Below are 23,615 nucleotides of genomic sequence, written 5' to 3'. Positions count from 1 at the left end.
AATTACTAGGGTCATTGTTACGTATTGGCTGTTTATCGGTTAGATGATGCGGTTCAGGTAGTTAGTGCTCAGCGCATAAACTTCGTGTCATAACCACTAAAGTTAAATAAGAACTCTCCTTCAGTCGGTGACTCTGGGGTAATTTTTGTTAGTGGCACGGTGATAGAGGCATTACTTGAGACGGTCACGTCTTTGATTAAGCTACGCAAGTCACGGGCGCTAAAGCTGTCGTTCGTGAATACGCGCTCGACGAACTCTTGCGCGGTATAAACCCCTCCTGCGCTACCGTTTTTCTTTATGCGAATATTGCAAGACACATCACAATCGGTCTCTGCGAAAAATACCGTGATACGCAGATAAGTTATGACTTCACCTAATGCCGTAGTATATTTTTGCAGCTCAACCTGCATAATAGCGTCGTTAGATCCATTAGCTGTAGGGACAGTGTTCGTTGATTTTATTCTCGCAAACCTAGAAAACTCAGTTTGCTCATACTCCCACAAGCTATCGCTATCAGGCGTAGGTGTAGAAGGGTTGCCATTACCGCCGCTGCTACCACCGCCAGTACTAGGAACGCCGGGGCGATCTAACGCATCTCGGATAGGCTCTATGTCATCATCACCGCCACACCCAACCAACGCCAAACACAGGGCAACCACTGCCAATCGTTTCATAATAACCCCCAATAAAGTATGTTGTTTAGAGCATCATATAACAAAAAAGACCAGTAAACAAAATTTGTATAATTTGCTGTTATAACACTTATGCACAATTAAATGCTTATTTAGCTTGTAATCAATTCTATCGTTGGTTAGTATACTCGCAGAGGCTTAGAAACCTTAACAACTAGCGGAACATCGCTCCCGACAGACCAGCGGTATTTTTATGCCTAAATTTTACCAATCGTGGTATCATTTAGCCGTCAAAGACCCTCTATGTCGGGAGGGCGAGGAATACAATACCTTAGTGGAAATAACTCCGGCCGTCTAGTTGCGGTTTTCTAACCTCCCGGCGCCCTAATTTTAGGGTGGACTTAGAAATCAATCAACTAGGAATTACCCATGAACATCACCTTTGTAACCCCTGCAAGTAATATCCAATCCATGACCAGTTTACAAATAGCCGATATCGTTTCTGCACGACATGACAACGTTAAACGCACTATCGAGCGCCTTGTAGACCAAGGTGTCATGACGTTACCTCCAATGGAGGAAACGTCTTTTAAAGACACAATCAATCGAACTCAACGCACTACGGCCTACGTCTTTACAGGCGAACAAGGCAAGCTCGACAGCATCACAGTCGTCGCTCAACTGTGCCCGCACTTTACCGCGATGATCGTCAAGCGGTGGCAAGAGCTAGAGCGAGTCGTCTCAACCGACAGCTATCAGATCATGCAAGCACAAAACCAAGCCCTAAAAGATGAGCTACTACGGGCGCGTCCTGCTTGGGCTGACATCATCCACTATAAGCATATGGGCTTGGGCACATCAGAGGTCGCACGGCTGATTGATCGCGCCAATAGCACGGTCAATACTTACATCCGTAATATGCAAGCGCTTGGCTATGATATCGCCAACGAGCCGCAACCGGCACAACTCACGCTGGAGGTGTAATATGTCACGTCAGCATTTAGATACTGCCTACACCATGCTACACCGCATCCAGTTTATGCAGTCGCTAGCCTTTGCCGCGCAAAACGAAGTCGATAAGCAATATCATATTATTGACTATGCCGACACGATTAATGACAGCGTCAAGCAGTTGCAAGCAGCATTGGATGGCTTGGAGCGTAGCATTGCCGCCTAATCACTGGCTGATTTTATATTTTATGACATAAAAAAGGGACGCCAAATGGTGTCCCTTTTTATCATTACAAGCACTGCTTCATCAGACTTACGGCGCGAGTTTGTACTCAGTAAAGCGCATCGTTGGCTTGCCTGTATCTTTGATGAGCGGCCCTGATAAACCACCTTCCCACCAGTCGTCGCTAAACCAGTTGATATCGCTATCACTAGACAAGTCAGCGTGTGGCATGTCCAAGATGCCATCTTGACCAGAGATACGGTCTTTGCCATCCAAATACATCTCAAGCGGTAAAGACGTCAGCGTGTTTGCATCGATTTGATAGCCTGCTGAGCCAACTGTTGAGCCGCTATATGTAATGACTGCACCCACTTCCAACGTGCTATCAGCCGTAAACTGGATCATACCCAAGCGAGGGTTGACCTTATAAGTACTGGCATCAATGACGACATCGGTCGAATCAGTCAACACCAGCTGCGTCTCATCGATATCACGATGGGCAAGCTTTAGCCAATTCAGACCGACGGTCAGCGGCTCATCCGTAAATACAACAGGCGTGGTCGATAGGTCAATCGCTTCACCCATCATGACTCGCGCCATCGCCGTCTTATCAAAAGTATTAAACTTGATAGCCAGTTCGGTGGCACCAGGGATGCTTTCGTTTTCGATGACTTCGCCGTATTCGCCGCGACCAGTGCTGGTCAGTTGGTCGCTGTCAGAATCTTTACTAGTCGTCAGCTCAGTGACGTTGCCAACCATGATAAATCCATCGGCGGTGCCCCATTTGCGAGCGAACAAGTCGCCGCTGTACTTCTTACCTCGTTGTGCCATGATCGTATTCCTTGTCGTTTAAATGCTGCTTAATATAGGTTTAAAGGGTTATTAATTAAGGGTTAACTACTTTTTGCGTTTGGCCTTTGTGCGACGGTTATTGCGCGAATTGTGTGCGATAAACAACCAATGCGCGGGATAGTCCAAAATATTAGATGACCACATGGTATTGTCCTTATTGACAGTAAATAATAATTGATGGCAGCGCTCAACTGCTTGCGCTATTAGCATCAGTGCTTTTTTCAGGGCGTCCGCCAAAGTTAAATTTTTAAACATAGCAGACACCTATTAATTATCAGAAAGTATGGCCACTTCAGCAGTGAAGCGCAGCGGAAAAAATGCAAAGCCATCTTCGTATTGGATCGGCAGTGGTGGACGCGACTCGAATGGATCAGTCACCAACGCACGGCCTTGTTCATCGCTTGGATCAAAACCTTGTAGCGCTTTTGATAGCGCGGTCAGCGTCTTGCCGACATCATCCGACGCAGGGTTTGGCGTAAATTGCTGCTTGGTCAATATCACACTAAAGCCAATCTCAATCAGCTGCTCACGTCCTTTGCCATTGCTGGCGGTTGGCGTATAACCGTCCAAGATGAGATAGACCGCACCATCGAGCGGGACTTGCTTACGCTGAGCACCGCTAATGGCTGCAAAGTCAGCAGCTTCTAGCACACGTTTAACTTGCGATACTTCCCGTAAACGCTCAAGCACATATGGATAGCACGCCAAGGCGTTGTCGTTCCATGCCGGTACATTAGCCATTGACTACTCCTGCCATAAAGTCGTTCATTAAGTCCAGCACGTCGGTACGGTCATCGACTGATATGCCAAATATCGGACGGGCTTCCATACGTTCAGAGCCGTCGCTGTTTTTGGTGCCCGTTTGGTGATACTTGGCATACGGTCTATCTGTACCGACTGCCGCCGAGGAGCTATTGGCGTAGCTGGTGATAGAGCGCATCAAGTCGCCATACTCAACCATTTTGCTGCCACGGCCTTTTTTAGCCTTGAGCGTAGACGGTTTTAGGTCTGCCCAAGTTGAGCCATCGGGCGCGGTCTTGGTGCGAAACCTATCGCGGCTGCTGTTTTCAATGACACTAGCCACACCGCGCATCAGTGGCGTTAGGTCGCCACCCAGCTTGATATAAATCTCACCGACTTGATCGGCAAGCTCTGGTAATTGACTGTTAACGTTGATTTGCATAATCAGTCCTGATAAATATTCGGTACCGGATTTGGTATGACGCTGATACCACCGCTCGCCGTTGGCAGCTCAGCGATAGGCCCAGTAAGCATCGTTGGGTCTTTTTTGACCTTGTCGAGCCACTTGATCGCATCGTCATAGCGCTTTTCGACCGTTTCAGTGACGCCATTGTCGTACAGGTTGTAGCGAGCAATATTGCACGTATGCAGTGCTAAATCAGAGGGTAGATCAGCGCCATTACGATAAACGACATTACCCAAAGCGTCTTTGCTGACTAAGCCAGCAGCACGCAGATACCCTGCGACTTCGCCTTCCGCGTCTTTGATAGCGGTTGCCGCGACAGCTGCATCAATCACTTGATAACTCACTCTGTCTGTCAGCTTTGCTATTTCGGTCTCACCAAAGCGGTTGATTAAGTCTTGTAGGGTTATCATCGCTATCTCTTGTGTAAGAATTTGGGTAAAACGTCCTTGACCAGCATTGCCAGTCAAGGAGTTTAAGCGTTTAGGTCATTTTTAGCGTAGCGACCAGCTCAGGACGTAGCAACAATGGCAATGGGTTAGATTGCGCCTCAAGACTCCAGCCTTTGTCATGATCTAGCTTTTCACGACTGGCGTAGTACGGTAGCGCCTTGGTGTTGACCGTAGACGACATATCCGCAGGGGCAAAGAACTCTTTAAACGTGTTCTTGGTACCGGCTGGCAAAATAATCGCTTCGCCTTCTGTGATTTGCAGACCCGAGTCAAACACATGATCGTAGTTAATAAACTTCAATTTTTTATGCTCAAAGCCGACGCTCGTATCGCCGCTACGATAGGCAGAGCCTTCTTGGTAACGCTCATAGATGGCCGTCACGGTTTTGTGATAAATCACAGCATCCATAAACGTTGGAGAGCACAGCACGATCCAGCCATTGACTGGCTCACCACCACGTTTTTTGCTTAAATTGCGTACGGCTGAATCAATCATTGATCCAACATTGCCGTTGGTAGCCGATAAGTTCCAGTTGATGGATTGGCGAGTTAACCCAAAGCGCTCATAGATATCGATAATAGGGTCGCCATTAGCGTTCAAAATCTTGCCTGATAGCGCACCAAGCATGAGATGCTCGCGGGTGTATTCGATGTCAGACTTCATATCTGCAAGCTTGTCGTTGACCTTTTCAGCGACCGTTTGCGCTTTGTTGCCACCGCCGAAGGTGCGCACGTTTTGCACATCGTCAGCGCGGACGATATCACTCTTAGGCAGATGCAACATCTCAAAGACTTGACGATTGCCAAGCTTGGTTGCCACAGGATCACCAGGCGTACCACGAGGCACAGCACTGACCAGTGACAACACACCGTTTTTGGATTCCACAGCGACAGAGGTCGTGGTTTCGTACTGCGGCTTGAACAGTCCAAGCTCGCGGATAATGGTGGGATTGGCAGGTAACTTGTTAATTGCCTCGGTCATAGGCACAACGCCATACTCACTGTTATTGGATAAAGGCATAAATAATTCCTAGGTTTTGGCTTGCGTTAAAGGGTCGTTAAATCAGTTTTATATTGGGTTTAACTAGCGCTTAAGCGCTAGCCATTGGCGTGCCGATATACTTAATACCGTACAAGTCGCCTTGGGTTTTTAGCGTGGCGACTGTCAGTGGTACCAGACCTTCTTCGTCGGTAAACGTCGTGTCGATATTGGCTTGTGGAATACTGCCCAAAAACACAGTGCAGTTATGCGGTTGTACCAGTACTTCGCCGTTGATCTCGTCGGTCAACGCGAATAAATATTCATTGCGCTCTTCATATTTGACCATCTGACCGGTCTTGGTGCCGACAGCGGCAGGGATAGCGATGCGATTGCTGCGATCCGCTTCGGACTTTAAGATATCGCCAATCGTGACGTAATGTTCATTGGGCATGGGGTGCTCCTAGGGTTCGATAAATAGGGTTCGATAAATTTATTGTTTAAGTGATTAATCGTTTAAGCCATCAAAGACGCTGGACGTTTGCCAGCGCCTGCCATGCGTTAATTAGATATAGTTTTTTGCCTCGGCGGCGCGTGCTTCAGCATTGGCTAGCATCGGATTGCTAGACAGCTGACGCTCTTGACCGTTACTGGGCTTGTGCTGCTCACCTAGTAGATACTCAGGCACATTATCTTGCGTATTTGGCGCACGCAGATCACCGATCATCGCTTTGGCATCTTCAGGACTGGCAGACAACAGCATATTGACCGTCGCTGTACCGACACCATTCCACGCTTTGCCGTCTTCAGTCTTGGTAAAGCCCGCTTGTGATAATTGCGCATCGATAGCAGCGGCTTTTGCTTCGGCTTCCGCTTCGGCTTTTTCTTTCTCAAGCTCGGCTTTTTCTTCTTTAAGAGTCTTAATCTCTTCAGCTTGGTCAGCGGCAAGCTTTTGTAGTGCTGCGATTTCTTCAGGAGTCATGGTGGTGTCCTTTTGCGTATTGGGTTGAGAGTTGGTTGTTTGGGCGCTGCCATCATCGCCAAGCGCGACAGCAGAGGTTTCGTTGTCTACGCCAGTTGGGGTAAACGAGATTTCAGAGACGCTGCAATTTTTTAGGATGACCATCGGGCCAGTGACGGTTTGCCCATTGACGGTCGCGGTCTCGTTTTGACCCAGCTCATGGATGCTGTTGGCGTTGATGTGCGCTGACATCTGCCACGGGAATCCAGCATCCGACTCTTCAGCGACTTCGCGTCCGAACTGGTTATCTAGCAACGTGCCATCGATGAGCAATTGATTATTTGTGACGCTGAGCGTACCAAATCCGGCACGTTGGGCACGGTCATGCAGCAATAGCGCGGGGACGTTTGACTTGTATTGGATGTCCGTTAAGTCAACGACGACCATTTCGCCATAGTGATTAAACGGCTTGCCAGAGTTTGCGACACCACTAAACTTGCGCGGCAATGATTTGTCGGCATCAGCAGGGGCATCAGCGACATTGACTTCAGAGAGCAGATAGATATTTGGCTTTTTGTGGTCTTTTGGCATAATGACGTCCAGCTAATGAGTAAAATCACGACAACGTAAAATAAAGAGTGTCGATAAAGTCTCATTATGATGAGCGGCATTAAATATGGTTAGATGATGCGGTTCAGGTAATCACCCATAAAAAACAAATGGCTGTTATTTGCGATTTAAGCGGTCATAGAGGGATTATTCGCATAAGGGTAGGACTTTGGCATCTGCGCGTCACAGTCGAGACGTTAAACGGGTGTTAAACGCTATTGCAATGGCAAGTAAGAGGCACATAAACGACAGGCACAAAAAAACCCACTTTTTAGGGCGGGGTTTTGGGTTTTGGTTAGGTTTTATTATTCAGCCACATAATCATAGTCAGGATTACGTTTAAATTTCAGTGGCACACTTAAAATTGTTTTGGGTTTATGCTTAGGGTTGAAATCACTTGTGAAGCTATAAAGCTGATGATGACAATTCAGTGTATTTTCAAAATCTTGGTTAATAGTAATTAGTGATGGGCTTTTATTTCTTGAATCAACAAAGCCATTGAGCACCTCTAACACTTCGTCAAGTATATTATCATAACTCATCATGTACATGTCTTTTGATGAATGCCAACGCTCAAGCTCTTTAGATTTTAATTGCGCCTTAACCATAACCATGCACTCTTAACCCGTTTCATTCAGTCCAATATAAACCATCTATCTTACTCTGGCAACAACGCTGCAAAGCGCGGATCATCTTTTATCATATCGACCAGTCCAGCCTCTAGCAGCCGCTGCATATAATCCGCGAGCTGTGGTATGAGCTGCGCTCGAAAGTCACGCCCGTGCTTCTCTTCAGCGATGTTCAGTAGCGAGCCAAGCCGATTGGCATGATTATGTGCAAAGCTTAAGCTGATGCCAGTCGGCACTTGCTCCTTCTCACCAGTGCGCGGGTTTTCGACTTCCTCATATTCGACGTCTTTATCTTCGGTCACACCGCCAGCGCGTTCCGCTTGTTTGCGCGTCAGCTGCTTGACCCAACACAGACAGCCATAGCCGTTTGGCGGTAGTATCTGCTGCCAGATTGGGTCGTCAATAGGTCTGATGATGCCGTAGTACTGCTTATGGTCGTCACGTTTGCGCGTGGCAAGTGACGGCATATATTGCAGGTATGGCAGTGCGTCTTTGGACTGCTGGATACGTTCCCATTGCCCAGCCGCGTATGCTGTGTGCAAATTGGTCTGATATATCGTGCGCAGTCTGCGAGTACTGCCCAGCTGTACTTTTTGGATTGAGCCATCGATAGGGTCGCTCATGACTTGCTCACCCCACCAGCCCTTTGACATCAGATACGGCTTTAGGCGCTTTTGAAAGTCGCGAAAGTCTGTGCCATTTTCTAGTGCCGCGCTGATAGCGTCTTTGGTTTCAGACAGCATATCCATGTCCATCATCTTGGCGACGGTAAAGGCGACAGCGTGCTCATGAGCGAGCACATCCAGATAACTAAAGCTTGAGCCGATCATCTTGGCGTTAAAGGCAGCGATGGCTTCTTTATTTGGCAAGATATCAAAGTTGGCATCGGTATAAGCATCAGGCATCTTTGTTGTCCTTATCATCGACCAAAGCATTGATAAATGTCGCGGTCAGTGCATCAGCAAGGTCAGCGACGACCCCGTCATCGGGTAGTTGCAGCTCAGATAGTTTTCGCTCAAACTCGCTGTAATCTTTGCAGTCGTCTACCAGTGCTTGCATCGCATCAATCTTGGGCTGCATGAGCTGACGCTCTTGCTCGATATCGTCGGCAGTCGCAGGGTCAGTGATAATGGTTGGCAGATTCTGCGAGAGTTTGTATTGCAGTGAGAGCTGGTCAAGGATTTGCTGCGTCGTCGGTACGGGTGTCAGTACTGGTACCGCATTATCGATAATCTCAAACTCAGACTCTTCGTAGCCGACATTGAGCAGTCGCTGTTTAGTCAGCCTTACTTGACCCGTGCTGACGTATTTCGCGTCAATCTCTGCCTCATCTTTGCTGAATTTTTTGACGATAGGATATTCAAACCAAATGCCTTGCGGGGCATTAATCGGCAGACCCCACGCTTGATTGACCGCGATAATGGCATCGATGGCGTGCTGTATACCACGGGTCATCAGCCCAAGATATGACATTACGCGGTCTTGGCGTGCCTCATCATCGGTCTCTTGAGCCGCTCGACTGCCTGCTGATAGCTCGCTGGTCTTGACGCGGCCTAATAGCAGCTTTTGGATACGTCTGTTAGCGAGGCGCTCAAATAATTCAAACGCTGAGCCGTCACCTGACAGCTGGTGCATCTCGATCTTGTCATCTTTACCGATACCGGCAGCGCCACCATTGATAAAGCTAAATATCTTACTGGTAAAATCGCCAAGCGTTGTGCCAAAGACGCCATCAGCGCCTTGTGTGCCGACGACATAGGGCTGAGAGTAACGCGCGATAAACTGCCCAGCATACGCCCACTCACGGCGACGCAGCGCCACGGCAGGATAGGCACGGACAATCATCAGCTCACCAGCAGGGCGCGCGGGAACGGCCTTGCTAGTAAGTACCAGGTACTTAATAATTTGATTGATCTCAATGCTATCTTCTTCGGTTTTGAGCTGCATCGATCCATCACGCATGGGCGTGTAATTATCCAGCTCGCCATCTTTGGACAATAGACTGTGCAGTGTCAAAAATCCGTCAGGCTCTTTTTTAAACACGTATTCAGCGACGGCATAACCGTTAAACTTGGCAAGGATAGCAAGCGCGGCAAAGTCATTATGCAAGCGGCGTATGATGCGATAAAGCCTATTGACCACATCTTCATTGACGTCTTCGCCCCAAATTCGCCACGCAGCAGCACTGATAGCGCCTTCGATATCCTCGCGGCAGCTGATAACCTCATCGTCTGCCATGACCGCATCGAGCAGCTCTTGACGGGTCTTGCCGGTCTCTTGTAGTAGTACGTCGGCACTGACAGCGTCGCTGCTTTCAAGCGCAGTATCAAAAGCGACATAAAGCGTCTTTTGGTCAACCTTTTGCTTTTTGGGTTTTATGCCAAACATAATTTATCCTTATCGCTAATTGTGGTACAGGCTTGGCTGGGGTACGTCATACGCTTGTACTGGCGCATTACTCGCACGCGCAAAGCTGGTCGCAAGCTTCCAGACCATTTCAGTCCCATCAGGGCCGTCGTCGTTTTCGTGTTTGGGGAAATGGGTAAAATGTGCAATCAGCGTCTTTTGCTTGTGATGCAATAGCAGCAGCTCGTTTTCCATGTGTGGCTGCAATGCGGTGATGCGTAGTATCTTATCGTTATGCGGATGGACAGCAATAGCAGGCACATGGACACCAGCAGCGGCAGAGCGTTTAACGATTTCAGTGCGCAAAAACTCTTGAAACTGCACGGCTTCAACCGCCCAGCCAAGACAGTTATATTCTTTTTGGTAGCGGATGACGTCTGATATGATCTTGTCAGGGGTGCGCCTTTGGATGTCTGCCAGTACGATATACAGCTTGCCGTGCAGTCGGTCATAGCCACCGATAATGATGGCTGACGGGTCGCCACGCTTACGTTTAGCACCTTTTTTCCCCAATGACGGATCGAGCGCGGCAAAGTAAACCAGTCCAGCAGGCAGCTCACGCCAGTAGTTAATTGAATCACTAAAGGGTGAATCTTCGCCAGCCGCAGGGTCGTTCTGCAACTCGCTGTCAAAGTTACCATGACCATCACGCGCACGGATAATCATCAGCTCAAGGATGGGGCGTGCATCCCACGACACCACAGCGCCTTTGTCCATCTTGCGCTTATGCTTGTGATAAAACGCAATGGCGGCCGCTTCGCCTTCGTCGTGGTAAATGGCTTCCCATTCATCCCACAGCTTCATATTATCGGGCCACTCAAGCAGTGCTTTGAATACCCGTGTTGTCCAGCCCTTATTTTTCAGGATGCGATTGAGCACGCTATCGTGATGCAAGATGGTACCGATATAGACCACATCCATTTTTTCGCCAGCTGCTGCCAGTTTCAGCGGTGTCCGCTTTAGCCATCTTTCTAGCTTGTCACGCTGGTCAGGGCTTTCGACGTTCTCATCGTTTTCAAGGTCATCGAGCAGCACAAGGTCGGGACGATATGCCCCGTAAACCCAACCACGCATTTTTTTGCGAGCACCGGCACACTGTATCTTGATGCTGTTGGCGGTATTGATGGTATAAGACTGCCAAATACGACCGGCACCATGAACTTTTGGAAAGTCAGTCTTGATACGCGGATTGACTTCAAGCTCTGTTTTGATGGCTTGCAAAAACTCAGCAGACTGGTCAAGGCTGTCACTGATGATGGCGATGTATTTCTTTTGATCGGTGACGACGCAGTACAAAGCAAATAGACGTGTGACGATGGTTGATTTCGCCTCACCACGCGGCGCGGCAAGCGCATCAAGCTCTGAGCGCTCAGACGATAATATTTGCGGTAAGCGGGCAAATAGATACTGATGCAAATACGATTGTGAAGGATTACGCAGGTAATGCGGGAAGTAATGCGTGACAAAGTACTCAAAGCCTGTCACCTTGTCATTGACCTTAGCGACGCGCTCTTTAATGACAGCAGGATCATTGTCCCAGTCATTGCAATGCGCATCGATGTCAGCTTGCAGCGCACGGGCAATGTCTTTGAGACGATCAGCAAACTCTTTGTTTTTCATATTATCCCGCACACGTCTTTAACATGATGATGAATAGCCAGAGACAAGCCCATGACAGCTTGCGGCTGATAACCTCTACGCGCTCAAGCAATTTGCTTTCAAAGTCGGTCACTTCAACTCCTTAGCAATCAAACCACCAAACGGATCGAGCACATCCATAAACTGGATCAGCAACTCAGGCTTGTGCTCTTGGATGTACTTTGCGAGCAGCTCCAGCACTTGCAGCGCCACCGCTAATTTAGAGGTCTCAGGCAACAACTTACGACTTGATGCGACGGTTTTGTTATAGGCATCAGCCAGACTGGTCAGCATCTCAACACGTTGTCCCGGCCCGATATCATCAGCGGCTTTAATGGACTCCATCGTCGCTTTAAATTGGATGATAAAGTCGGTCAAGATTTGCCGTGATATATCCTCTAAGTCACCACCCGCCATACTGTGTGCGACTTTGACTTTGTCCCAGTCATCGCCTGCATCAGCCGCGACATTTTTCCAGCGCTGCGCTGTTGGATAGCTCACCTCGGTCATGACCGCAGCCATGGCCAGCGACAGACCATCAAAGATATATTTTTTGCGTAGATCATCTTTTGTCGCTTGCGAATGCGCCATCTCAGCCTCCAAACTTAGCTTTGATAAGCTCTATGCCGACGCTGACGACAGTACCACCAACGCCGCCGGTAAAAGCCCCCGCCATCGCTCCCGCCATCGTAGCGCGTTTGCTGATATTGGTTTCTAGGATATCAAACTGCTGCATCATCGTCTGATTCTGCGTTTTGATATCGCCCAGTAGCTGGATGACTTCATCAGGCGCTTGAGTGGCATCAGGTGCGGCTTGTTTAATAAAGTGCTGTTGCTGGTTTGGCATATTACTTGTCCGCCTTCTTGTCCATTTTGTCACCCAAGCGCGTGACGTTATCTTTAATCTCGCGCAGCATGTCCATGATTTGTGCATTATCTCGATGCGACTCAGTTTTACTTTGATAGTCGCGATATACCTCGGCTTTGAGGTCTGCAACTTCAGTCGTGAGCAAAGCTATCTTGTCGCTGTCTTTGTCTCGTGATTGACTAAGCGCCGCGACCCAGCGCCAAAATATGGCACTAATCAATCCCACAACCGACGTCAGTCCAAACATCATAATGGCATCACTCATCGTCTGCGCTCCCATACTTCATACTCGTTTTGGCAAGCGATGCAGCGAGTGGCAGATGGCATGTATTGCTTGCGCTGCTCACCGATAGGCTTGTCGCACCTGATGCAATCCGTGACATCGTTGGCAGTCAGCGCCTGCGTTTTAAGACGGGCTGCTGCCAATGCTGCATCAAGATTAAGCTGCGCTTGTTTGTTGGCTTTATCGATGAGATCGTCCATGTTATAGCTCGACTTCCATTTTCTCAGCTTCAGCCATATGCAATTGCAGCTCTTTAAGCAGTTTTAAGGTCTTCATATTGTGTTGACCCAACTTGCGCACTTTTGCGGTGGTTGCAGGCTTTAACGGATGGTGATAATTGGCTTGGTTCAGACACTCAGCTTCAGTGTCGGCAAAGTCTTCATCGGTCAGCTCAATAATCTCACTGCATACGTTTTCAATACTCATGACCATGTCCTATTTTTTGATTGACTGACAAACCGCAGGATTAACCCCGCGAATGCGACGATAGCGATCACATGCTTTTGGTTTTCTTCAGGCAAAAGCATCAGCAGCTCAGGTGGCAATGGCGTAGTAGCGAGAAACACGACCAGTACAAACGCCCAATTACTTAACCATTTCCAGCCGTGTCGCCAGTTTTCTACTGGTTTGATTTTCATATCACCACCCATTCTTTTTGGCTTGCGTATGAGCCGTCGCCATTTTGGTATCATATTTATTGATGCGATATTTCTTACCGTTATAACCTTTTGCAAAACCAGCCCAGTCTTTGCGGCGCAGTTCATCATCTAGATTATTAACCTTGATATAGCGACAGACCGCATCGAGCTGACAGCCTTCTGATGCATACATCAGCGTGACAAAATCACGCACAGAGTCGTAGCCGAGCGACTTCCAGTTAAAGCCCATTACTTGCCCAAAGCCCCACGATGCAGACTCATGCGCGGCATCCCAGTTCAGCGTTGCAGCGATTTCTAGTTTTTCGTACTGCGGTCGCGTGTTGTATGAGCCTGCATTGGGATTGCAGATGTCAGGATATTTGAGGTACATCTCGTTACGCTTGGTAATCCAATTGAGCTTGGTCAGTGCTTGCCAAAACTTATGACGCTCAAATAAAATCTTGGGCGTGCCATCAGGGTTAAATCCACCTTTGGGCGACTCCACATCAGACAGCGCTTTGATTTGAGCCGCAGGCACATTGATACGATCAGCAGCGATAATGATGTCATCGCGCTGGACTTTTGGCGGATTGGAATTTGGGATAAGCAGTACAGGCGGGTGCGCAAGGCCAATACGGACAAGCAACTCTTGCAGCTCGTCAGTCCGGAATTTCAGTAGCAGTGTATGACCGGCATCGACATTGTCTTGAGTCAGTGATTTTTCGGGTTGCTGATAGCGCAGCCAGTCAAAAAACTGCGTACGCTCTTCGACGATATTTAGATCAGACATAACACGCTCATATCAATAATTGATGTAAGGCCATTATGAGTAGAGAGGGTCAATACGGTTAGATGATGCGGTTCAGGTAGGCATTAAAAAACCCGCTGTCAGTGAGCACTGATAGCGGGTTTTGGTGGGTGCATTGGTTATCTGTTTTTTATATGATGGTTGAGGGTCTCAGTCAGCAGTACGGCTTTATTGATACCGACATCATCTGCAAAGCGCTTGTCACGACTATTAACTTTACCATTGACTTCGACCGGCACACAAATAAGATTATCAGGTTCGCAGTTGATGCGGTCATTGTCCAAAAACCGAATGACATGCCGCGCTGGTATAGGGCCATGCTCAAGCTCGTAAACATGGCGCTGTTTAAGTACAAACTTGCGAGGCTCCGCGACCTTAATCATGATATAGCCTTGGGTGTTTTTATATTCGTGTCCGATTGGCTTATGATTATGCGGCGTTTGACCTTTTTTAAATGAGGTTCTGTTGCGGCTTGTTAAGCCTTTGGTGCCTTTATTCCACGACTCTTGACCTTCAGTAAAGACGGTATCAAGTCCATTCGCCCATTTTTTACGTTTGCACAATGCGCCTAGGTTGTCGCCGCTAAGTTCACGGGTAAATGTCGCGTTGAATTTTTGCGCCAAGTCTTTGCGACTGATACCGACTTGATTGACCTCTATCCAGCTGAGTTCAGCCTCTGAATACGGGATAGCACGATTGTTACGACCTTGCATCGGTTATCTCCTTTGGCATTAGCGTATCAACCAATCGCTCTGGCGCATATTCCGCTATGATTCTGGCTCGCTCATTGATGACGCGCTCACCATCGATAATTTTTACTGATAGACTGGCGATGGCTTTACTGCGCTTGATTTCGGTTTCCATTTCAGCGTCAGTTAAGTCGGGGTTTGCGAGGCGTTCGAGCTGGTCATGCAGATGGCCGTTAAGGGCGTTTATGCTGCGATCCTTTGACATAGTATTACTCCAATTTGATTATAAAAAAAGACTGGCTCAATGCCAGCCTTTATGATGATTTAAATGCCATTTAACGGCTAATTAACTTATACGCTAACTGTCTCTTTCATGCTTTTACCCGCCACAAAGCTCACACGATGCTTGGCTGGCACTTCAATCTCGTCACCTGTTTTTGGATTGCGAGCGATACGTGCTGGCTGCGGACGCGCTTTAAACGTACCAAATCCGACCAGCTTCACATCATCACCTGATGCCAGCGTATCAGTTATGGCATCAAGAACGATTTGCAGAGCTATCGCAGCGCTCGTGTCAGTACGATGTGAGTCTTGAGCGATTTTCTTGATTAATTCTTGCTTATTCATGATGCCTTCCTTGTTGTTGATAATTGATGAATGGTTTTTTCACGATGCCAGGCTTTAAAATACGCCGCCAAATCAGCGTTTTTTAATTGCATCAGCTTTTTGTACCTAACTTCACTGAGGTACACGCTACAATCACCTTGTCTTGAAGCGGGTCTACAAATAACGATATGACGTGTGTCACGCTCAAAGCGGACGATGATGCCATGCTCATTGAGCCGACTGTTTAGCACTTTGATGTATCTTTTGATACGTCGTGGCGCTGCGTTTGGATCATGCTGTTGTCTTTTCATCATGTCCGCCTTATTTTTTATGCTCTGGAAACTCTTCATAAAAAGCATCAGCAGCGGTTTTGCCTTCGTAAAATGGTTCGCACCAAGCTTCTTTATCCCAGATGTTTTCACCATGCGCCGTACCAAGTCGTTTTAGTTCATGCCAGTACATATCGAGGTCTAGCTCTTTATCTTCCACACAATTCCCCTTAATTAATCGTTTTGATATCGGCAGGCACTTCCTGATACTTGTCACCCTGACGATACTCCAAGCGCTTGCCGCTTTTAGACAGCCGACAGGCACGGTTGTACAAGCCAGTCAAATGGGCGCAAGTACTCTTAATCACCCATTTTTCAGTATCGATATCCATCGCGGTGATACCTGCGGGATTTGGTGCAAAAATAACGGTTTTTATGCTCATAATTATCTCCAGTTTTTACAGTATTCGAGCAACTCAATATCTGACATTGCCATCAGTTTTTTATACTTACGGCCATCAAGCCAAAAACTAATACCGTTTTGACTCAAACCAGTGTTATTAATAAACCATTCTTTAATATCACCATCCCACCAGACACACATACCCATGGCATTAATTCGATCATTAAGCGGCTTGACGTGCTTAATCAAACGCATTTCTGCACGGTTGATGTCTGTTATTAGTTGACTCATATTTTTCGACATACCCACCTCACACATTACTAAAATCAAGCGAGATTTGATGATAAGCACCAGCGTCATCACGCTCATAAAACCTGATGTACTCTTTGGTATCGGTCACTTGGATAGCATCACTGATGGCATCCATCGCACGATCCCATTTGGCATCATTGATATCGAGACTACGCAGTGCCAGCACACGACTGGTTGATACTTTGCCTTCTTTATCGACTTGGAATGCTTGATTGATAAGGGCTTTGATATTGTCATTGCTGTCTTTCGTCCAGTCCGTCAGACACTCATCAATCAGCTGCTTGGCGACTTGTAGGCGCTCATCAAACACCATGTTTTCAGAGACAGCGAGTTGCACTTTATACTTGCCGTCATAGCTCAGCAGGGTTGTATTGCCTTTTTTCCCGCCCATTTGCACGTCATACTCTTGCGCTGATAGTGCGACAAACTCATTAAACGCATCGAACAGTTTGTTTTTAGCGAGGCGCATATCAGCACGCTGTTTGACAGCGATAGCGATCATGTCTTTGACCACTTCATCACGCAACTTGTCGATAGGCTTGACCTTATCGATTGGGATCAGATGACCTTTAGCATTTTGCATATAGCCTTCAGGGACGACAGGCGCAGTAGCAGTAGCAGTAGCAGTAGCGGGCAGATTGTTTATCATGGCTTGGTCAAAGCCTACTGGTATGGCTTTAGTCGTAACAGGTGCGGTCGTGGTGGCTTGATTTTGATTACTCATGGTTAGATTCCTTACGTTCGTAGATAATAGCGACTGTTTTTTGGTTTGATTTAGGGCGTGGCGTTACTTTGATGGTTACTTCTTTATAATCTTCGACATCTGATAGCCAGCTCATACCTTCTTTGAAAGCATCGGCATAGCTGCCCTCGCTGAGCACCTCAATTCTTGCTTGCATTGTCTTCATCCTTATTTTCGACCATCTGGCGCGTAATTTGATTAACCAATTTTTCAGTCGTAAATCGAACAGGCTCTGCAACTGTCGGACGATGAGCATCAGGCTGTGCGTCCAAAAACTCTTGAGCTGACTCGACTATTTCGTCTAATACGCATGGTGATAACCTAACAACCGTACGTACTAGCATTTCGTACTCAATACTTCTGCACATTTCTTCCCAGTCAGCATCGTTGTTTGCTTGATATTCCTTGGTTTGCATAATTACTTTCCTTTCTCTGTTGATTCATTATCAAAAATATCAGCAGCACTCGTAATAACCGCATATTTATGATTGTTTGTAAATTTCACAGTAACCCGATTACTCGGCAAGTGATGATCGTACCCTTCGGAACTACGAACGATTTTTATCTCTCTATCGTTTGCGGTTAGAGGTATTAATTTCAGAGCGGCTTCCATCGCTTGATCGTAATCACCCAAAAAATAAAAATTGATTACGTTTTCCATTGTTCGTTATCCTTATATGACCATCGACAGCAGCTGCCATATGGCAAATAACAACAGTACAGCGAGCAGCATCACGACGATGGCGTTAAACACATACATCTGGTCGAGCGCGCGTCTGAGTTGAGCGATATCACAGTCCGTACGACGCTCAAACTCTGGATAGCGAGCGAGCATATTGGCTTGATACTGCTTTTTGAGATAATCACTGACCGTCGGACGCTTTGGAATTTTTGCAGCAGGACTGGCAGATTGAGCATCCCAGTCATAGTCGCGCAGCTCATCAGCCATGGCTTGCTCGTCAGGACTCAGCACAGGACAGTTAATGCGATGGCGCAGCTTGTTCATGCCGTCGCGGTAGTCGTCAGCGCTTGGCAGTACTGGGACGTTGAGCGTGTTAGGCGGTTTTTTCATCGTTGTATTAGTCATCATCATCACCATTTCGTTAAGTTAAAATTAGTTAAATAAATCGAGCTGGTAGATAGCAGCTTCGGCAGCCAAGACCTTATAAGCCCAGCGCTCAGTAAATCCGTATTGCGAGGCCAAACGATGTATCACCGCTGTTTGCACCTCGCCACCAGCCACCGCCAGCGTCACCGCTTGTCTAAATTCTGTATTACGCAATTGGATAAACGCAGCATGACAGCAGGGGATATAGATCAGCTCGCCGCCATAGTTTTGCGTGAGCGTCAGCGCAGCATCGTTGCCGACAGCGTTGATAAGCGCATCAAAGTACTTGCTATCACGCAGACCGCTTGGCATTGCAAACTTAATACCGCCAAACGCTTCAACCAGTTTCAATGTCGCTTTATAGCCGATCAAATCACTGATATTGACGATGATGTCAGGCAGCAATTCAGGCTTTAGCTCATCGACTAGCGCATCTATCATTTGATCGTTCATCCATATCCCCAAAATATTAAAAGTTCATCAATTTGCGTTCAGGTTCTGCTTTTTTGCGTTCATTTGCGTTCAGGTTCTGCTTTTTTGCGTTCATTTGAGGCCGCTTTTCGCGCTTCACGCTTCTGATGCACGCTCAGAGCTTGCGTCAGCTTGTACAGTTGCGAGTCATTGAGCCATTGCAGACGCTTAATCTTAAACATGCTGTCCGCCATGCCGTGTGCGTAGTTCCAATGCAGCCCCATATCGGTCAGCATGGCGTGGATTTTGCCCATTAACGGCTCACGCTTACCGACGACTGAAGGCTTTTTGCCATGCTTTGGCGCAGCCTTTGGCTTAAATCCACTGGCTTCCATGTCCTTAGCCACGTCTTGTAACTGGGCGATGGTCATATCTTTGCAGCTACGCTTACCAGTCACACGCCACAGCACATCGCGGTAAGTGTCATCGTCCAAATGCAGGTCTTTTTTGGCGATATGAATCTTTGCCATGAGGATTTTTTTATTTGACATCTTTTAGCTCCTTAACCGTTGCCACAACCACGTTTTTCGCTTTGTCATAGTCGATAGACACTCGTGTCCCACAATTTGTGCAGTGTCCAATACTCAGATGCTCGCTTTTAATACCGCGCACCGTTTCGGCGGATTGGTATATAAGTTCAGCAGGACAGACAGGGCAAACCACGTCATAGACCACGCGTGCGTTTTTAATCTTAGCGGACATTGGGTGTCTCCCTTTTGGTAATCCATTCTTCATCAATCGCCACTGGATAGACTTCTAAGATTTCATCGTATTCATATTGCAAAATTGGCTCGCAGCAATCGCCTGTATGATGAAATCTTTTGTCCCGATAGACGCAGATACTCCAGTACGTATTATTTATAGGTGCATCACAAGTGTTGCCGTATGGGTCTTCGATGTGCTTGACGGCGTAGATCATGCGTTCGTTATAAATAGGTAGCTCGACACCTTTTAGCTCTTTAGCTGTGGCAACAACCTCGTTTTGCTCTTTGTCATAGTCGATAGACAGCACTGCTTTGCAGCTAGGGCACGCATCCGTTGTTAAGTGACGATTGGTCTTGCCTGATATATGACCAAAGTTTTGTACATTCAGCGGCTTACTACATGCAGGACAAAACAGGCTATAAACCACACTCGAATTTTTTACTTTATGACTCACAATCGTTCTCCTCAATCACTTCAACGCTATCGCAGATGGTGTTTAAGTGGCGCAATGCCTGACCGATACTGGCAAAGTCAGCGTGGCGTATTGTCTCAATCGCTTCTTTCTTCTTGCTGTACGGGCTTTTCTTGATATACATAAACCGCTGTCTATAAAACTTAATTTCAGCGTGAACTTCAGGATGTACAAACCACTTGCCTTGGATACTACCGTTGACAAAAAGCTGTGTTCGTACCTGCCGTCCAATCAACCGATCTTGCAGCCTAATCTTGTAGCCGTCACACATCAGCCTTACACCGTCAAACATAGAGGCTGTATCTGCTATGCGCTTAATCTGTTCTTTACTTAACTTTGACATCTCAAACTCCTTTTTAGTCAATCAACCGATCAGCGAACTGGCCAATCATGTCCTTATTGACAGGCGCTTTATTCAGCACCGCCATGCGATTGATACCGCGCAGCAGCTTGTTTAAACGTCGCGCATTCCCTTGTGACACCTTGTTTAATGTCTCGTTAAATTCAGCCGTTCCCAGTGCCGCCTCGCAAAACATCGCGATGTCTTCAACAGGCAGGCGCATCTTGAGGTCATGCACCATGCCGATACGGCTATAGATTTGCTTATACTGTCCACGCGCACCGCGCAGATTGGCACGTAGGCGCGGCATACCCGCGAGCACGATACCGATGCAAGCTTTGTCATGGATGCGGCGCAGTATCTCTAGTGAGTTCAGCGTCAGAAGCTCCGCTTCATCGATGATAAGCAAGCGGTCAGAGCCTTTGAGCTTCTCAATCACAGCCGTCATCATCGCGTTGTTATTGCGTCCAGCGGTCACGCCTAGAGCGTTGCAGATTTCAGCCAGTAGGACTTTGCTACTAAAGGTTGGATCAACTTCTAGCATCACCACGTTGCTATTGCGTGCGGCATACTCTTTTAGCGCCATCGTTTTACCCAGTCCTGCTTCACCGATGATGAGCTGCATATCGTTCATCGCGTGGGCAAACATACAGCTCTGCATGGTACGGTGTGCCATTGGTGTTTCGATAAAAGCATTAGACAGGTCAGTTGACTTGCTTTTTTGACGCTCAACCAACTCAACGACAGCCTTATCAATGCTTTCGACATCGCCTTTGTACTTGCCTTGCAGGTACTGGTTAATCGTCGCAGGTGATTTGCCCAACTGCGCGGCAACTTGTGACTGACTTAGGGTGGTGGCTTCAATGTGCTGCTTTAATAGTGATATACTCATTTTGTGTGACTCCATGCCACTATTTGCAGATAGTGGCTTTACTTATTTGAGGGTGATATCTATGGCAGATAACTCGATAGAAAAAAGACTAGAACTCCTTGAAAGTCGATGCTTTGAACTAAACGTTTCAAACTCACAGACCCAAGACTTCATATCTAATTTCATTTATTCAGCTATCATTTCAGGCAAACTATCTTCCAATTGGGTAGACCATCGCATCCAAGAAACCAAAGAGGTTTTTGATAAGGCTTTTTTGGACGGAAATGACCCACTATCTAATGCTTATCAAGAAAGCGTATCCTCGGACTTCTTATCGCAGCTCACAAAAGAGGTTGCAGAGGCAAGGCAGCTCTTATCTGATTTAGACTTACAGTCGTACATCGACTGACAGTCCTTTGTCATTGCTCGCAACTGTGCAACCTTACGTGCAGTGCGAGCTTGACGCGCTTTTTCTACTAAGTTTTGTGACTTATTCATATTCATATCCTTATTTAGCTTGTTTTTTATTCGCGGCATCTAAGTCAATCTCAAACATCGCATATTCTTTTTTAGCGCTTGGAGTGACCGGCATTGGCATCACCAGCTGATCTAGCGTCTGCGCTTTTTCGTGCTCCAGCGTTGGACGAGTCTCAGCGATAGCCTGTGATTTTTTCTCATCCAACATCTTGATACGAGTCTCAGCACGTATGCGCTTGGTGCGTTGTACTAATTTCTCACCAAATGCCAGACGCTTATTACCATCGAGCACCGCATCACAGATATAGCTGCCGTCTTTGTCACGAATGATGACCGTCGCTGCATCATGCTGATCGATAAAGATATCGACCTCTTTACCGTCCCAAGCTTCCAACGCTTGATGCCAGTACTCGTTGTTATAGACCGTGACCCAAGCACGTTGCACTTTGCGGCTGACCGCAGGGCGGAACATATCGCGGGCTTCAACTTCAGTCAGCGGGATAATGTCCTCAGCATCCATCTGATTAAAGATGTGCTGACGCATCGCGGCTGGAGTCACATTGCCGAGCGCGGTATGCTTATGCTCGTTGTTGTACCAGCTGATGACAGCTTCAGTCACATCGAGCAATTGCTTCCAGCTTGGCAGCTTACCTTTCGCCCATGCTTGCTTTGGCGTGAGTACTTCGCGTCCAGCAGCTTGCGCATTGGCAAGACTTGCCGTAGCAGTACTGATCTTGCGATGCGTATCACTATCGACATTTGGGCCGTGATACGTGTCAAACTCACGGGCGATAGGCTGGGCAATCGTTTTCATTACACGTTCAATGATGCCGCGACCTTGCGGATTGCCCGGTATACCAGTCTCGTGATGCACACCAAGACGGGGGAAAATACCGATCACATCCGTATCAAACGTCTTATTCTTCTGACCGCTACCGTTATCCGAGTAGTAAATCGCAGGGATACCATGACGAGTCATCGCATGACGCAGCGCATCGCCAACAGCCAGCTGATTTTCTGAGTAAGCCATCGACCAGCCCACGATATAGCGGCTAGCGGTGTCCATTATCAAAGTCAGCTCAGGCGTGAACGGCTTGCCATGGTCAGGATGCGCCACTTTCATCTTCAAGCTGTGACCATCACCCGTCCATACATCGTTATTCACTAGCGTTGACCAGTCACGCTTCACATAAGTCTTGAGCGCTTTCATACTGGCGCCAGTTAAGCGGCCACATTCGCGCACATATTTCGGCATCTTATCCATTGCGCGTCTCACCGCGTCATAGTGGGGGACGGCATCCGCGCCATGCTTTGCGCCATACGACAGCTCAAAGGTGCGATACGCTTCAGCCATGCTCAGCCCGTTGGTATTGCGATACACCGCCATAAAGTCAGGCAGCCATTCCATCCGTGTCGGCTTGATTACTGGTTGACCTTGCTTCTGTGGTGCCAGTGCGAGCAGTCGCTCTGTTGGTGTCTCGCATTTATCCGCATCGATACACCATTGATGCAATCGACGCACACCGACACCCGCTTTACCGCGAGTCTTGGCCAGTGCAGTAGCACACACAGCGTTATAATCGGTCGCTTCATCGATAGGCAATGCTTCATCGCGGCTCATCTCAGACACCAGCTTGATAGCAGCAGTACGACTACCGGCAGACACTTCATACTGACCGACCAGCAATGTCATCCGTAGACGAGCATCGGCAGTGGCGCGTTGGTCGCGGTCTAGCGTGTCGATACTGCGATTGGCGATCACTGCGATATCACGTTGCGCTTTCGGCGACTGCTTCGGCATCAATGCCTTATAAGCCTTTGCTTTAATCTCTGCTTGTGCATCAGCGGGCAAATCTTTAAATGAATATTCTTTACCGCCGCCACGACCTGACCGTTTACGGTTAACCCACAATTCTTTTTTTGCCCGATTAATGACACCAGCTTTAGTATTTGGTAAACTACTCAAGTCGGAGTCAGCTATTTGCTGGGCTGTATACCAATCTAATACTTGCATTAC

General features: G+C 47.6%; 42 protein-coding genes. 2 read left to right on the top strand and 40 right to left on the bottom strand.

The window, feature by feature from the left end:
* Positions 1-68: 68 nt before the first annotated feature.
* Positions 69-674 carry a hypothetical protein gene (locus ACMFL8_RS09945; RefSeq protein ID WP_413190864.1) on the bottom strand — a complete coding sequence of 202 codons (606 nt, stop codon included), beginning with the start codon at positions 672-674 and terminating at the stop codon, positions 69-71.
* A gap of 387 nt (positions 675-1,061) precedes the next feature.
* On the opposite strand from ACMFL8_RS09945, the gene ACMFL8_RS09940 reads away from it, so the two are divergent.
* Complete coding sequence (locus ACMFL8_RS09940; protein ID WP_413190863.1) at positions 1,062-1,616, top strand: Rha family transcriptional regulator; 555 nt, start codon at positions 1,062-1,064, stop codon at positions 1,614-1,616.
* 1 nt (position 1,617) lies between these two features.
* Positions 1,618-1,809, top strand: a complete 192-nt coding sequence (locus tag ACMFL8_RS09935) for a hypothetical protein (RefSeq protein WP_413190862.1) — start codon at positions 1,618-1,620, stop codon at positions 1,807-1,809.
* Positions 1,810-1,896: 87 nt separating this feature from the next.
* Here ACMFL8_RS09935 and ACMFL8_RS09930 read toward each other — a convergent pair whose 3' ends face one another.
* The 39 genes from ACMFL8_RS09930 to ACMFL8_RS09740 form a co-directional block, all read right to left on the bottom strand.
* Positions 1,897-2,637, bottom strand: a complete 741-nt coding sequence (locus tag ACMFL8_RS09930) for a hypothetical protein (protein WP_413190861.1) — start codon at positions 2,635-2,637, stop codon at positions 1,897-1,899.
* Positions 2,638-2,703: 66 nt separating this feature from the next.
* Positions 2,704-2,913: a hypothetical protein gene (locus ACMFL8_RS09925; protein ID WP_413190860.1), complete on the bottom strand. Its 210-nt coding sequence runs from the start codon at positions 2,911-2,913 to the stop codon at positions 2,704-2,706.
* Positions 2,914-2,925: 12 nt separating this feature from the next.
* Positions 2,926-3,399 carry a hypothetical protein gene (locus tag ACMFL8_RS09920; protein ID WP_413190859.1) on the bottom strand — a complete coding sequence of 158 codons (474 nt, stop codon included), beginning with the start codon at positions 3,397-3,399 and terminating at the stop codon, positions 2,926-2,928.
* A complete protein-coding gene (locus ACMFL8_RS09915) occupies positions 3,392-3,841 on the bottom strand; it encodes a phage virion morphogenesis protein (RefSeq protein WP_413190858.1) in 450 nt (149 codons plus the stop codon). Before ACMFL8_RS09915 ends, ACMFL8_RS09920 begins: the two co-directional genes overlap by 8 nt.
* A 2-nt stretch (positions 3,842-3,843) precedes the next feature.
* Entirely contained in the window at positions 3,844-4,332 is a 489-nt protein-coding gene (locus ACMFL8_RS09910) for a phage protein Gp36 family protein (protein WP_413190857.1), read from the bottom strand.
* 13 nt (positions 4,333-4,345) lie between these two features.
* Positions 4,346-5,335 (bottom strand): major capsid protein, encoded by a 990-nt coding sequence (locus ACMFL8_RS09905; RefSeq protein ID WP_413190856.1) that lies wholly within the window; start codon positions 5,333-5,335, stop codon positions 4,346-4,348.
* Positions 5,336-5,405: 70 nt separating this feature from the next.
* Positions 5,406-5,747: a hypothetical protein gene (locus tag ACMFL8_RS09900; RefSeq protein WP_413190855.1), complete on the bottom strand. Its 342-nt coding sequence runs from the start codon at positions 5,745-5,747 to the stop codon at positions 5,406-5,408.
* Between the two features lie 111 nt (positions 5,748-5,858).
* Positions 5,859-6,845, bottom strand: coding sequence for a hypothetical protein (locus tag ACMFL8_RS09895; RefSeq protein WP_413190854.1), 987 nt, complete (start codon positions 6,843-6,845; stop codon positions 5,859-5,861).
* A 323-nt stretch (positions 6,846-7,168) separates the two neighbouring features.
* Positions 7,169-7,471 (bottom strand): hypothetical protein, encoded by a 303-nt coding sequence (locus tag ACMFL8_RS09890; RefSeq protein WP_413190853.1) that lies wholly within the window; start codon positions 7,469-7,471, stop codon positions 7,169-7,171.
* Positions 7,472-7,521: 50 nt separating this feature from the next.
* Positions 7,522-8,397 carry a phage minor head protein gene (locus ACMFL8_RS09885; protein ID WP_413190852.1) on the bottom strand — a complete coding sequence of 292 codons (876 nt, stop codon included), beginning with the start codon at positions 8,395-8,397 and terminating at the stop codon, positions 7,522-7,524.
* Complete coding sequence (locus ACMFL8_RS09880) at positions 8,390-9,880, bottom strand: DUF935 family protein (RefSeq protein WP_413190851.1); 1,491 nt, start codon at positions 9,878-9,880, stop codon at positions 8,390-8,392. The genes ACMFL8_RS09885 and ACMFL8_RS09880 overlap by 8 nt, the downstream gene beginning before the upstream one ends.
* Positions 9,881-9,895: 15 nt before the next feature.
* A complete protein-coding gene (gene terL, locus ACMFL8_RS09875; protein ID WP_413190850.1) occupies positions 9,896-11,518 on the bottom strand; it encodes a phage terminase large subunit in 1,623 nt (540 codons plus the stop codon).
* Between the two features lie 108 nt (positions 11,519-11,626).
* Entirely contained in the window at positions 11,627-12,127 is a 501-nt protein-coding gene (locus tag ACMFL8_RS09870; RefSeq protein WP_413190849.1) for a DUF1804 family protein, read from the bottom strand.
* 1 nt (position 12,128) lies between these two features.
* A complete protein-coding gene (locus ACMFL8_RS09865; RefSeq protein WP_413190848.1) occupies positions 12,129-12,383 on the bottom strand; it encodes a hypothetical protein in 255 nt (84 codons plus the stop codon).
* Position 12,384: 1 nt separating this feature from the next.
* Positions 12,385-12,669, bottom strand: coding sequence for a hypothetical protein (locus ACMFL8_RS09860; protein ID WP_413190847.1), 285 nt, complete (start codon positions 12,667-12,669; stop codon positions 12,385-12,387).
* Positions 12,666-12,887 (bottom strand): TraR/DksA C4-type zinc finger protein, encoded by a 222-nt coding sequence (locus tag ACMFL8_RS09855; protein WP_413190846.1) that lies wholly within the window; start codon positions 12,885-12,887, stop codon positions 12,666-12,668. The genes ACMFL8_RS09860 and ACMFL8_RS09855 overlap by 4 nt, the downstream gene beginning before the upstream one ends.
* 1 nt (position 12,888) lies before the next feature.
* Positions 12,889-13,113 carry a hypothetical protein gene (locus tag ACMFL8_RS09850; protein ID WP_413190845.1) on the bottom strand — a complete coding sequence of 75 codons (225 nt, stop codon included), beginning with the start codon at positions 13,111-13,113 and terminating at the stop codon, positions 12,889-12,891.
* Complete coding sequence (locus ACMFL8_RS09845; RefSeq protein ID WP_413190844.1) at positions 13,110-13,325, bottom strand: hypothetical protein; 216 nt, start codon at positions 13,323-13,325, stop codon at positions 13,110-13,112. Before ACMFL8_RS09845 ends, ACMFL8_RS09850 begins: the two co-directional genes overlap by 4 nt.
* 1 nt (position 13,326) lies before the next feature.
* Entirely contained in the window at positions 13,327-14,115 is a 789-nt protein-coding gene (locus ACMFL8_RS09840) for an N-acetylmuramidase family protein (RefSeq protein ID WP_413190843.1), read from the bottom strand.
* A 137-nt stretch (positions 14,116-14,252) separates the two neighbouring features.
* Complete coding sequence (locus tag ACMFL8_RS09835; protein ID WP_413190842.1) at positions 14,253-14,846, bottom strand: HNH endonuclease signature motif containing protein; 594 nt, start codon at positions 14,844-14,846, stop codon at positions 14,253-14,255.
* The gene (locus ACMFL8_RS09830) at positions 14,833-15,087 is read right to left on the bottom strand and encodes a hypothetical protein (RefSeq protein WP_413190841.1); all 255 of its coding nucleotides are present in this window, start codon (positions 15,085-15,087) and stop codon (positions 14,833-14,835) included. Before ACMFL8_RS09830 ends, ACMFL8_RS09835 begins: the two co-directional genes overlap by 14 nt.
* An 86-nt stretch (positions 15,088-15,173) precedes the next feature.
* On the bottom strand, positions 15,174-15,449 hold the full coding sequence (locus tag ACMFL8_RS09825; RefSeq protein ID WP_413190840.1) for an HU family DNA-binding protein: 276 nt from the start codon (positions 15,447-15,449) through the stop codon (positions 15,174-15,176).
* The gene (locus ACMFL8_RS09820) at positions 15,446-15,739 is read right to left on the bottom strand and encodes a hypothetical protein (protein ID WP_413190839.1); all 294 of its coding nucleotides are present in this window, start codon (positions 15,737-15,739) and stop codon (positions 15,446-15,448) included. Before ACMFL8_RS09820 ends, ACMFL8_RS09825 begins: the two co-directional genes overlap by 4 nt.
* A gap of 10 nt (positions 15,740-15,749) precedes the next feature.
* Complete coding sequence (locus tag ACMFL8_RS09815; RefSeq protein ID WP_413190838.1) at positions 15,750-15,917, bottom strand: hypothetical protein; 168 nt, start codon at positions 15,915-15,917, stop codon at positions 15,750-15,752.
* 10 nt (positions 15,918-15,927) lie between these two features.
* Positions 15,928-16,140, bottom strand: coding sequence for a hypothetical protein (locus ACMFL8_RS09810; protein ID WP_413190837.1), 213 nt, complete (start codon positions 16,138-16,140; stop codon positions 15,928-15,930).
* Between the two features lie 2 nt (positions 16,141-16,142).
* Entirely contained in the window at positions 16,143-16,391 is a 249-nt protein-coding gene (locus tag ACMFL8_RS09805) for a hypothetical protein (RefSeq protein WP_413190836.1), read from the bottom strand.
* 19 nt (positions 16,392-16,410) lie between these two features.
* On the bottom strand, positions 16,411-17,136 hold the full coding sequence (locus tag ACMFL8_RS09800) for a DUF3164 family protein (protein WP_413190835.1): 726 nt from the start codon (positions 17,134-17,136) through the stop codon (positions 16,411-16,413).
* Positions 17,129-17,311 (bottom strand): hypothetical protein, encoded by a 183-nt coding sequence (locus tag ACMFL8_RS09795; protein ID WP_413190834.1) that lies wholly within the window; start codon positions 17,309-17,311, stop codon positions 17,129-17,131. Before ACMFL8_RS09795 ends, ACMFL8_RS09800 begins: the two co-directional genes overlap by 8 nt.
* Positions 17,295-17,570: a hypothetical protein gene (locus tag ACMFL8_RS09790; RefSeq protein ID WP_413190833.1), complete on the bottom strand. Its 276-nt coding sequence runs from the start codon at positions 17,568-17,570 to the stop codon at positions 17,295-17,297. Before ACMFL8_RS09790 ends, ACMFL8_RS09795 begins: the two co-directional genes overlap by 17 nt.
* A 2-nt stretch (positions 17,571-17,572) precedes the next feature.
* A complete protein-coding gene (locus ACMFL8_RS09785) occupies positions 17,573-17,815 on the bottom strand; it encodes a hypothetical protein (RefSeq protein ID WP_413190832.1) in 243 nt (80 codons plus the stop codon).
* Positions 17,816-17,827: 12 nt separating this feature from the next.
* A complete protein-coding gene (locus ACMFL8_RS09780) occupies positions 17,828-18,241 on the bottom strand; it encodes a hypothetical protein (RefSeq protein WP_413190831.1) in 414 nt (137 codons plus the stop codon).
* A gap of 27 nt (positions 18,242-18,268) precedes the next feature.
* On the bottom strand, positions 18,269-18,715 hold the full coding sequence (locus ACMFL8_RS09775; RefSeq protein WP_413190830.1) for a Mor transcription activator family protein: 447 nt from the start codon (positions 18,713-18,715) through the stop codon (positions 18,269-18,271).
* Positions 18,716-18,774: 59 nt separating this feature from the next.
* Positions 18,775-19,224 carry a gp16 family protein gene (locus ACMFL8_RS09770; protein WP_413190829.1) on the bottom strand — a complete coding sequence of 150 codons (450 nt, stop codon included), beginning with the start codon at positions 19,222-19,224 and terminating at the stop codon, positions 18,775-18,777.
* Positions 19,214-19,435 (bottom strand): hypothetical protein, encoded by a 222-nt coding sequence (locus ACMFL8_RS09765; protein WP_413190828.1) that lies wholly within the window; start codon positions 19,433-19,435, stop codon positions 19,214-19,216. Before ACMFL8_RS09765 ends, ACMFL8_RS09770 begins: the two co-directional genes overlap by 11 nt.
* Positions 19,425-19,892, bottom strand: a complete 468-nt coding sequence (locus tag ACMFL8_RS09760; RefSeq protein WP_413190827.1) for a hypothetical protein — start codon at positions 19,890-19,892, stop codon at positions 19,425-19,427. Before ACMFL8_RS09760 ends, ACMFL8_RS09765 begins: the two co-directional genes overlap by 11 nt.
* The gene (locus tag ACMFL8_RS09755; RefSeq protein WP_413190826.1) at positions 19,882-20,253 is read right to left on the bottom strand and encodes a hypothetical protein; all 372 of its coding nucleotides are present in this window, start codon (positions 20,251-20,253) and stop codon (positions 19,882-19,884) included. Before ACMFL8_RS09755 ends, ACMFL8_RS09760 begins: the two co-directional genes overlap by 11 nt.
* A 13-nt stretch (positions 20,254-20,266) precedes the next feature.
* On the bottom strand, positions 20,267-21,142 hold the full coding sequence (locus tag ACMFL8_RS09750) for an AAA family ATPase (RefSeq protein ID WP_413190825.1): 876 nt from the start codon (positions 21,140-21,142) through the stop codon (positions 20,267-20,269).
* 285 nt (positions 21,143-21,427) lie between these two features.
* Positions 21,428-21,619, bottom strand: a complete 192-nt coding sequence (locus tag ACMFL8_RS09745) for a hypothetical protein (RefSeq protein ID WP_413190824.1) — start codon at positions 21,617-21,619, stop codon at positions 21,428-21,430.
* Between the two features lie 10 nt (positions 21,620-21,629).
* On the bottom strand, positions 21,630-23,612 hold the full coding sequence (locus ACMFL8_RS09740; protein WP_413190823.1) for a Mu transposase C-terminal domain-containing protein: 1,983 nt from the start codon (positions 23,610-23,612) through the stop codon (positions 21,630-21,632).
* Positions 23,613-23,615 lie beyond the last annotated feature (3 nt).

The organism is Psychrobacter sp. AT9 (assembly GCF_047272965.1).
In the GTDB taxonomy this organism is placed as follows: Bacteria; Pseudomonadota; Gammaproteobacteria; order Pseudomonadales; family Moraxellaceae; genus Psychrobacter; species Psychrobacter glaciei.
Note: the sequence above shows the minus strand (reverse complement) of the source record. Positions and strands in the feature narration are given on the sequence as shown.

Bases quoted from the DNA above. Each gene is read 5' to 3' on its own strand.
- ACMFL8_RS09945 (WP_413190864.1), bottom strand. From the start codon at position 674: ATGAAACGATTGGCAGTGGTTGCCCTGTGTTTGGCGTTGGTTGGGTGT.
- ACMFL8_RS09940 (WP_413190863.1), top strand. From the start codon at position 1,062: ATGAACATCACCTTTGTAACCCCTGCAAGTAATATCCAATCCATGACC.
- ACMFL8_RS09935 (WP_413190862.1), top strand. From the start codon at position 1,618: ATGTCACGTCAGCATTTAGATACTGCCTACACCATGCTACACCGCATC.
- ACMFL8_RS09930 (WP_413190861.1), bottom strand. From the start codon at position 2,637: ATGGCACAACGAGGTAAGAAGTACAGCGGCGACTTGTTCGCTCGCAAA.
- ACMFL8_RS09925 (WP_413190860.1), bottom strand. From the start codon at position 2,913: ATGTTTAAAAATTTAACTTTGGCGGACGCCCTGAAAAAAGCACTGATG.
- ACMFL8_RS09920 (WP_413190859.1), bottom strand. From the start codon at position 3,399: ATGGCTAATGTACCGGCATGGAACGACAACGCCTTGGCGTGCTATCCA.
- ACMFL8_RS09915 (WP_413190858.1), bottom strand. From the start codon at position 3,841: ATGCAAATCAACGTTAACAGTCAATTACCAGAGCTTGCCGATCAAGTC.
- ACMFL8_RS09905 (WP_413190856.1), bottom strand. From the start codon at position 5,335: ATGCCTTTATCCAATAACAGTGAGTATGGCGTTGTGCCTATGACCGAG.
- ACMFL8_RS09900 (WP_413190855.1), bottom strand. From the start codon at position 5,747: ATGCCCAATGAACATTACGTCACGATTGGCGATATCTTAAAGTCCGAA.
- ACMFL8_RS09895 (WP_413190854.1), bottom strand. From the start codon at position 6,845: ATGCCAAAAGACCACAAAAAGCCAAATATCTATCTGCTCTCTGAAGTC.
- ACMFL8_RS09890 (WP_413190853.1), bottom strand. From the start codon at position 7,471: ATGGTTAAGGCGCAATTAAAATCTAAAGAGCTTGAGCGTTGGCATTCA.
- ACMFL8_RS09885 (WP_413190852.1), bottom strand. From the start codon at position 8,397: ATGCCTGATGCTTATACCGATGCCAACTTTGATATCTTGCCAAATAAA.
- ACMFL8_RS09880 (WP_413190851.1), bottom strand. From the start codon at position 9,880: ATGTTTGGCATAAAACCCAAAAAGCAAAAGGTTGACCAAAAGACGCTT.
- terL (WP_413190850.1), bottom strand. From the start codon at position 11,518: ATGAAAAACAAAGAGTTTGCTGATCGTCTCAAAGACATTGCCCGTGCG.
- ACMFL8_RS09870 (WP_413190849.1), bottom strand. From the start codon at position 12,127: ATGGCGCATTCGCAAGCGACAAAAGATGATCTACGCAAAAAATATATC.
- ACMFL8_RS09865 (WP_413190848.1), bottom strand. From the start codon at position 12,383: ATGCCAAACCAGCAACAGCACTTTATTAAACAAGCCGCACCTGATGCC.
- ACMFL8_RS09860 (WP_413190847.1), bottom strand. From the start codon at position 12,669: ATGAGTGATGCCATTATGATGTTTGGACTGACGTCGGTTGTGGGATTG.
- ACMFL8_RS09855 (WP_413190846.1), bottom strand. From the start codon at position 12,887: ATGGACGATCTCATCGATAAAGCCAACAAACAAGCGCAGCTTAATCTT.
- ACMFL8_RS09850 (WP_413190845.1), bottom strand. From the start codon at position 13,113: ATGAGTATTGAAAACGTATGCAGTGAGATTATTGAGCTGACCGATGAA.
- ACMFL8_RS09845 (WP_413190844.1), bottom strand. From the start codon at position 13,325: ATGAAAATCAAACCAGTAGAAAACTGGCGACACGGCTGGAAATGGTTA.
- ACMFL8_RS09840 (WP_413190843.1), bottom strand. From the start codon at position 14,115: ATGTCTGATCTAAATATCGTCGAAGAGCGTACGCAGTTTTTTGACTGG.
- ACMFL8_RS09835 (WP_413190842.1), bottom strand. From the start codon at position 14,846: ATGCAAGGTCGTAACAATCGTGCTATCCCGTATTCAGAGGCTGAACTC.
- ACMFL8_RS09830 (WP_413190841.1), bottom strand. From the start codon at position 15,087: ATGTCAAAGGATCGCAGCATAAACGCCCTTAACGGCCATCTGCATGAC.
- ACMFL8_RS09825 (WP_413190840.1), bottom strand. From the start codon at position 15,449: ATGAATAAGCAAGAATTAATCAAGAAAATCGCTCAAGACTCACATCGT.
- ACMFL8_RS09820 (WP_413190839.1), bottom strand. From the start codon at position 15,739: ATGAAAAGACAACAGCATGATCCAAACGCAGCGCCACGACGTATCAAA.
- ACMFL8_RS09810 (WP_413190837.1), bottom strand. From the start codon at position 16,140: ATGAGCATAAAAACCGTTATTTTTGCACCAAATCCCGCAGGTATCACC.
- ACMFL8_RS09805 (WP_413190836.1), bottom strand. From the start codon at position 16,391: ATGAGTCAACTAATAACAGACATCAACCGTGCAGAAATGCGTTTGATT.
- ACMFL8_RS09800 (WP_413190835.1), bottom strand. From the start codon at position 17,136: ATGAGTAATCAAAATCAAGCCACCACGACCGCACCTGTTACGACTAAA.
- ACMFL8_RS09795 (WP_413190834.1), bottom strand. From the start codon at position 17,311: ATGCAAGCAAGAATTGAGGTGCTCAGCGAGGGCAGCTATGCCGATGCT.
- ACMFL8_RS09790 (WP_413190833.1), bottom strand. From the start codon at position 17,570: ATGCAAACCAAGGAATATCAAGCAAACAACGATGCTGACTGGGAAGAA.
- ACMFL8_RS09785 (WP_413190832.1), bottom strand. From the start codon at position 17,815: ATGGAAAACGTAATCAATTTTTATTTTTTGGGTGATTACGATCAAGCG.
- ACMFL8_RS09780 (WP_413190831.1), bottom strand. From the start codon at position 18,241: ATGACTAATACAACGATGAAAAAACCGCCTAACACGCTCAACGTCCCA.
- ACMFL8_RS09775 (WP_413190830.1), bottom strand. From the start codon at position 18,715: ATGAACGATCAAATGATAGATGCGCTAGTCGATGAGCTAAAGCCTGAA.
- ACMFL8_RS09770 (WP_413190829.1), bottom strand. From the start codon at position 19,224: ATGTCAAATAAAAAAATCCTCATGGCAAAGATTCATATCGCCAAAAAA.
- ACMFL8_RS09765 (WP_413190828.1), bottom strand. From the start codon at position 19,435: ATGTCCGCTAAGATTAAAAACGCACGCGTGGTCTATGACGTGGTTTGC.
- ACMFL8_RS09755 (WP_413190826.1), bottom strand. From the start codon at position 20,253: ATGTCAAAGTTAAGTAAAGAACAGATTAAGCGCATAGCAGATACAGCC.
- ACMFL8_RS09750 (WP_413190825.1), bottom strand. From the start codon at position 21,142: ATGAGTATATCACTATTAAAGCAGCACATTGAAGCCACCACCCTAAGT.
- ACMFL8_RS09745 (WP_413190824.1), bottom strand. From the start codon at position 21,619: ATGAATAAGTCACAAAACTTAGTAGAAAAAGCGCGTCAAGCTCGCACT.
- ACMFL8_RS09740 (WP_413190823.1), bottom strand. From the start codon at position 23,612: ATGCAAGTATTAGATTGGTATACAGCCCAGCAAATAGCTGACTCCGAC.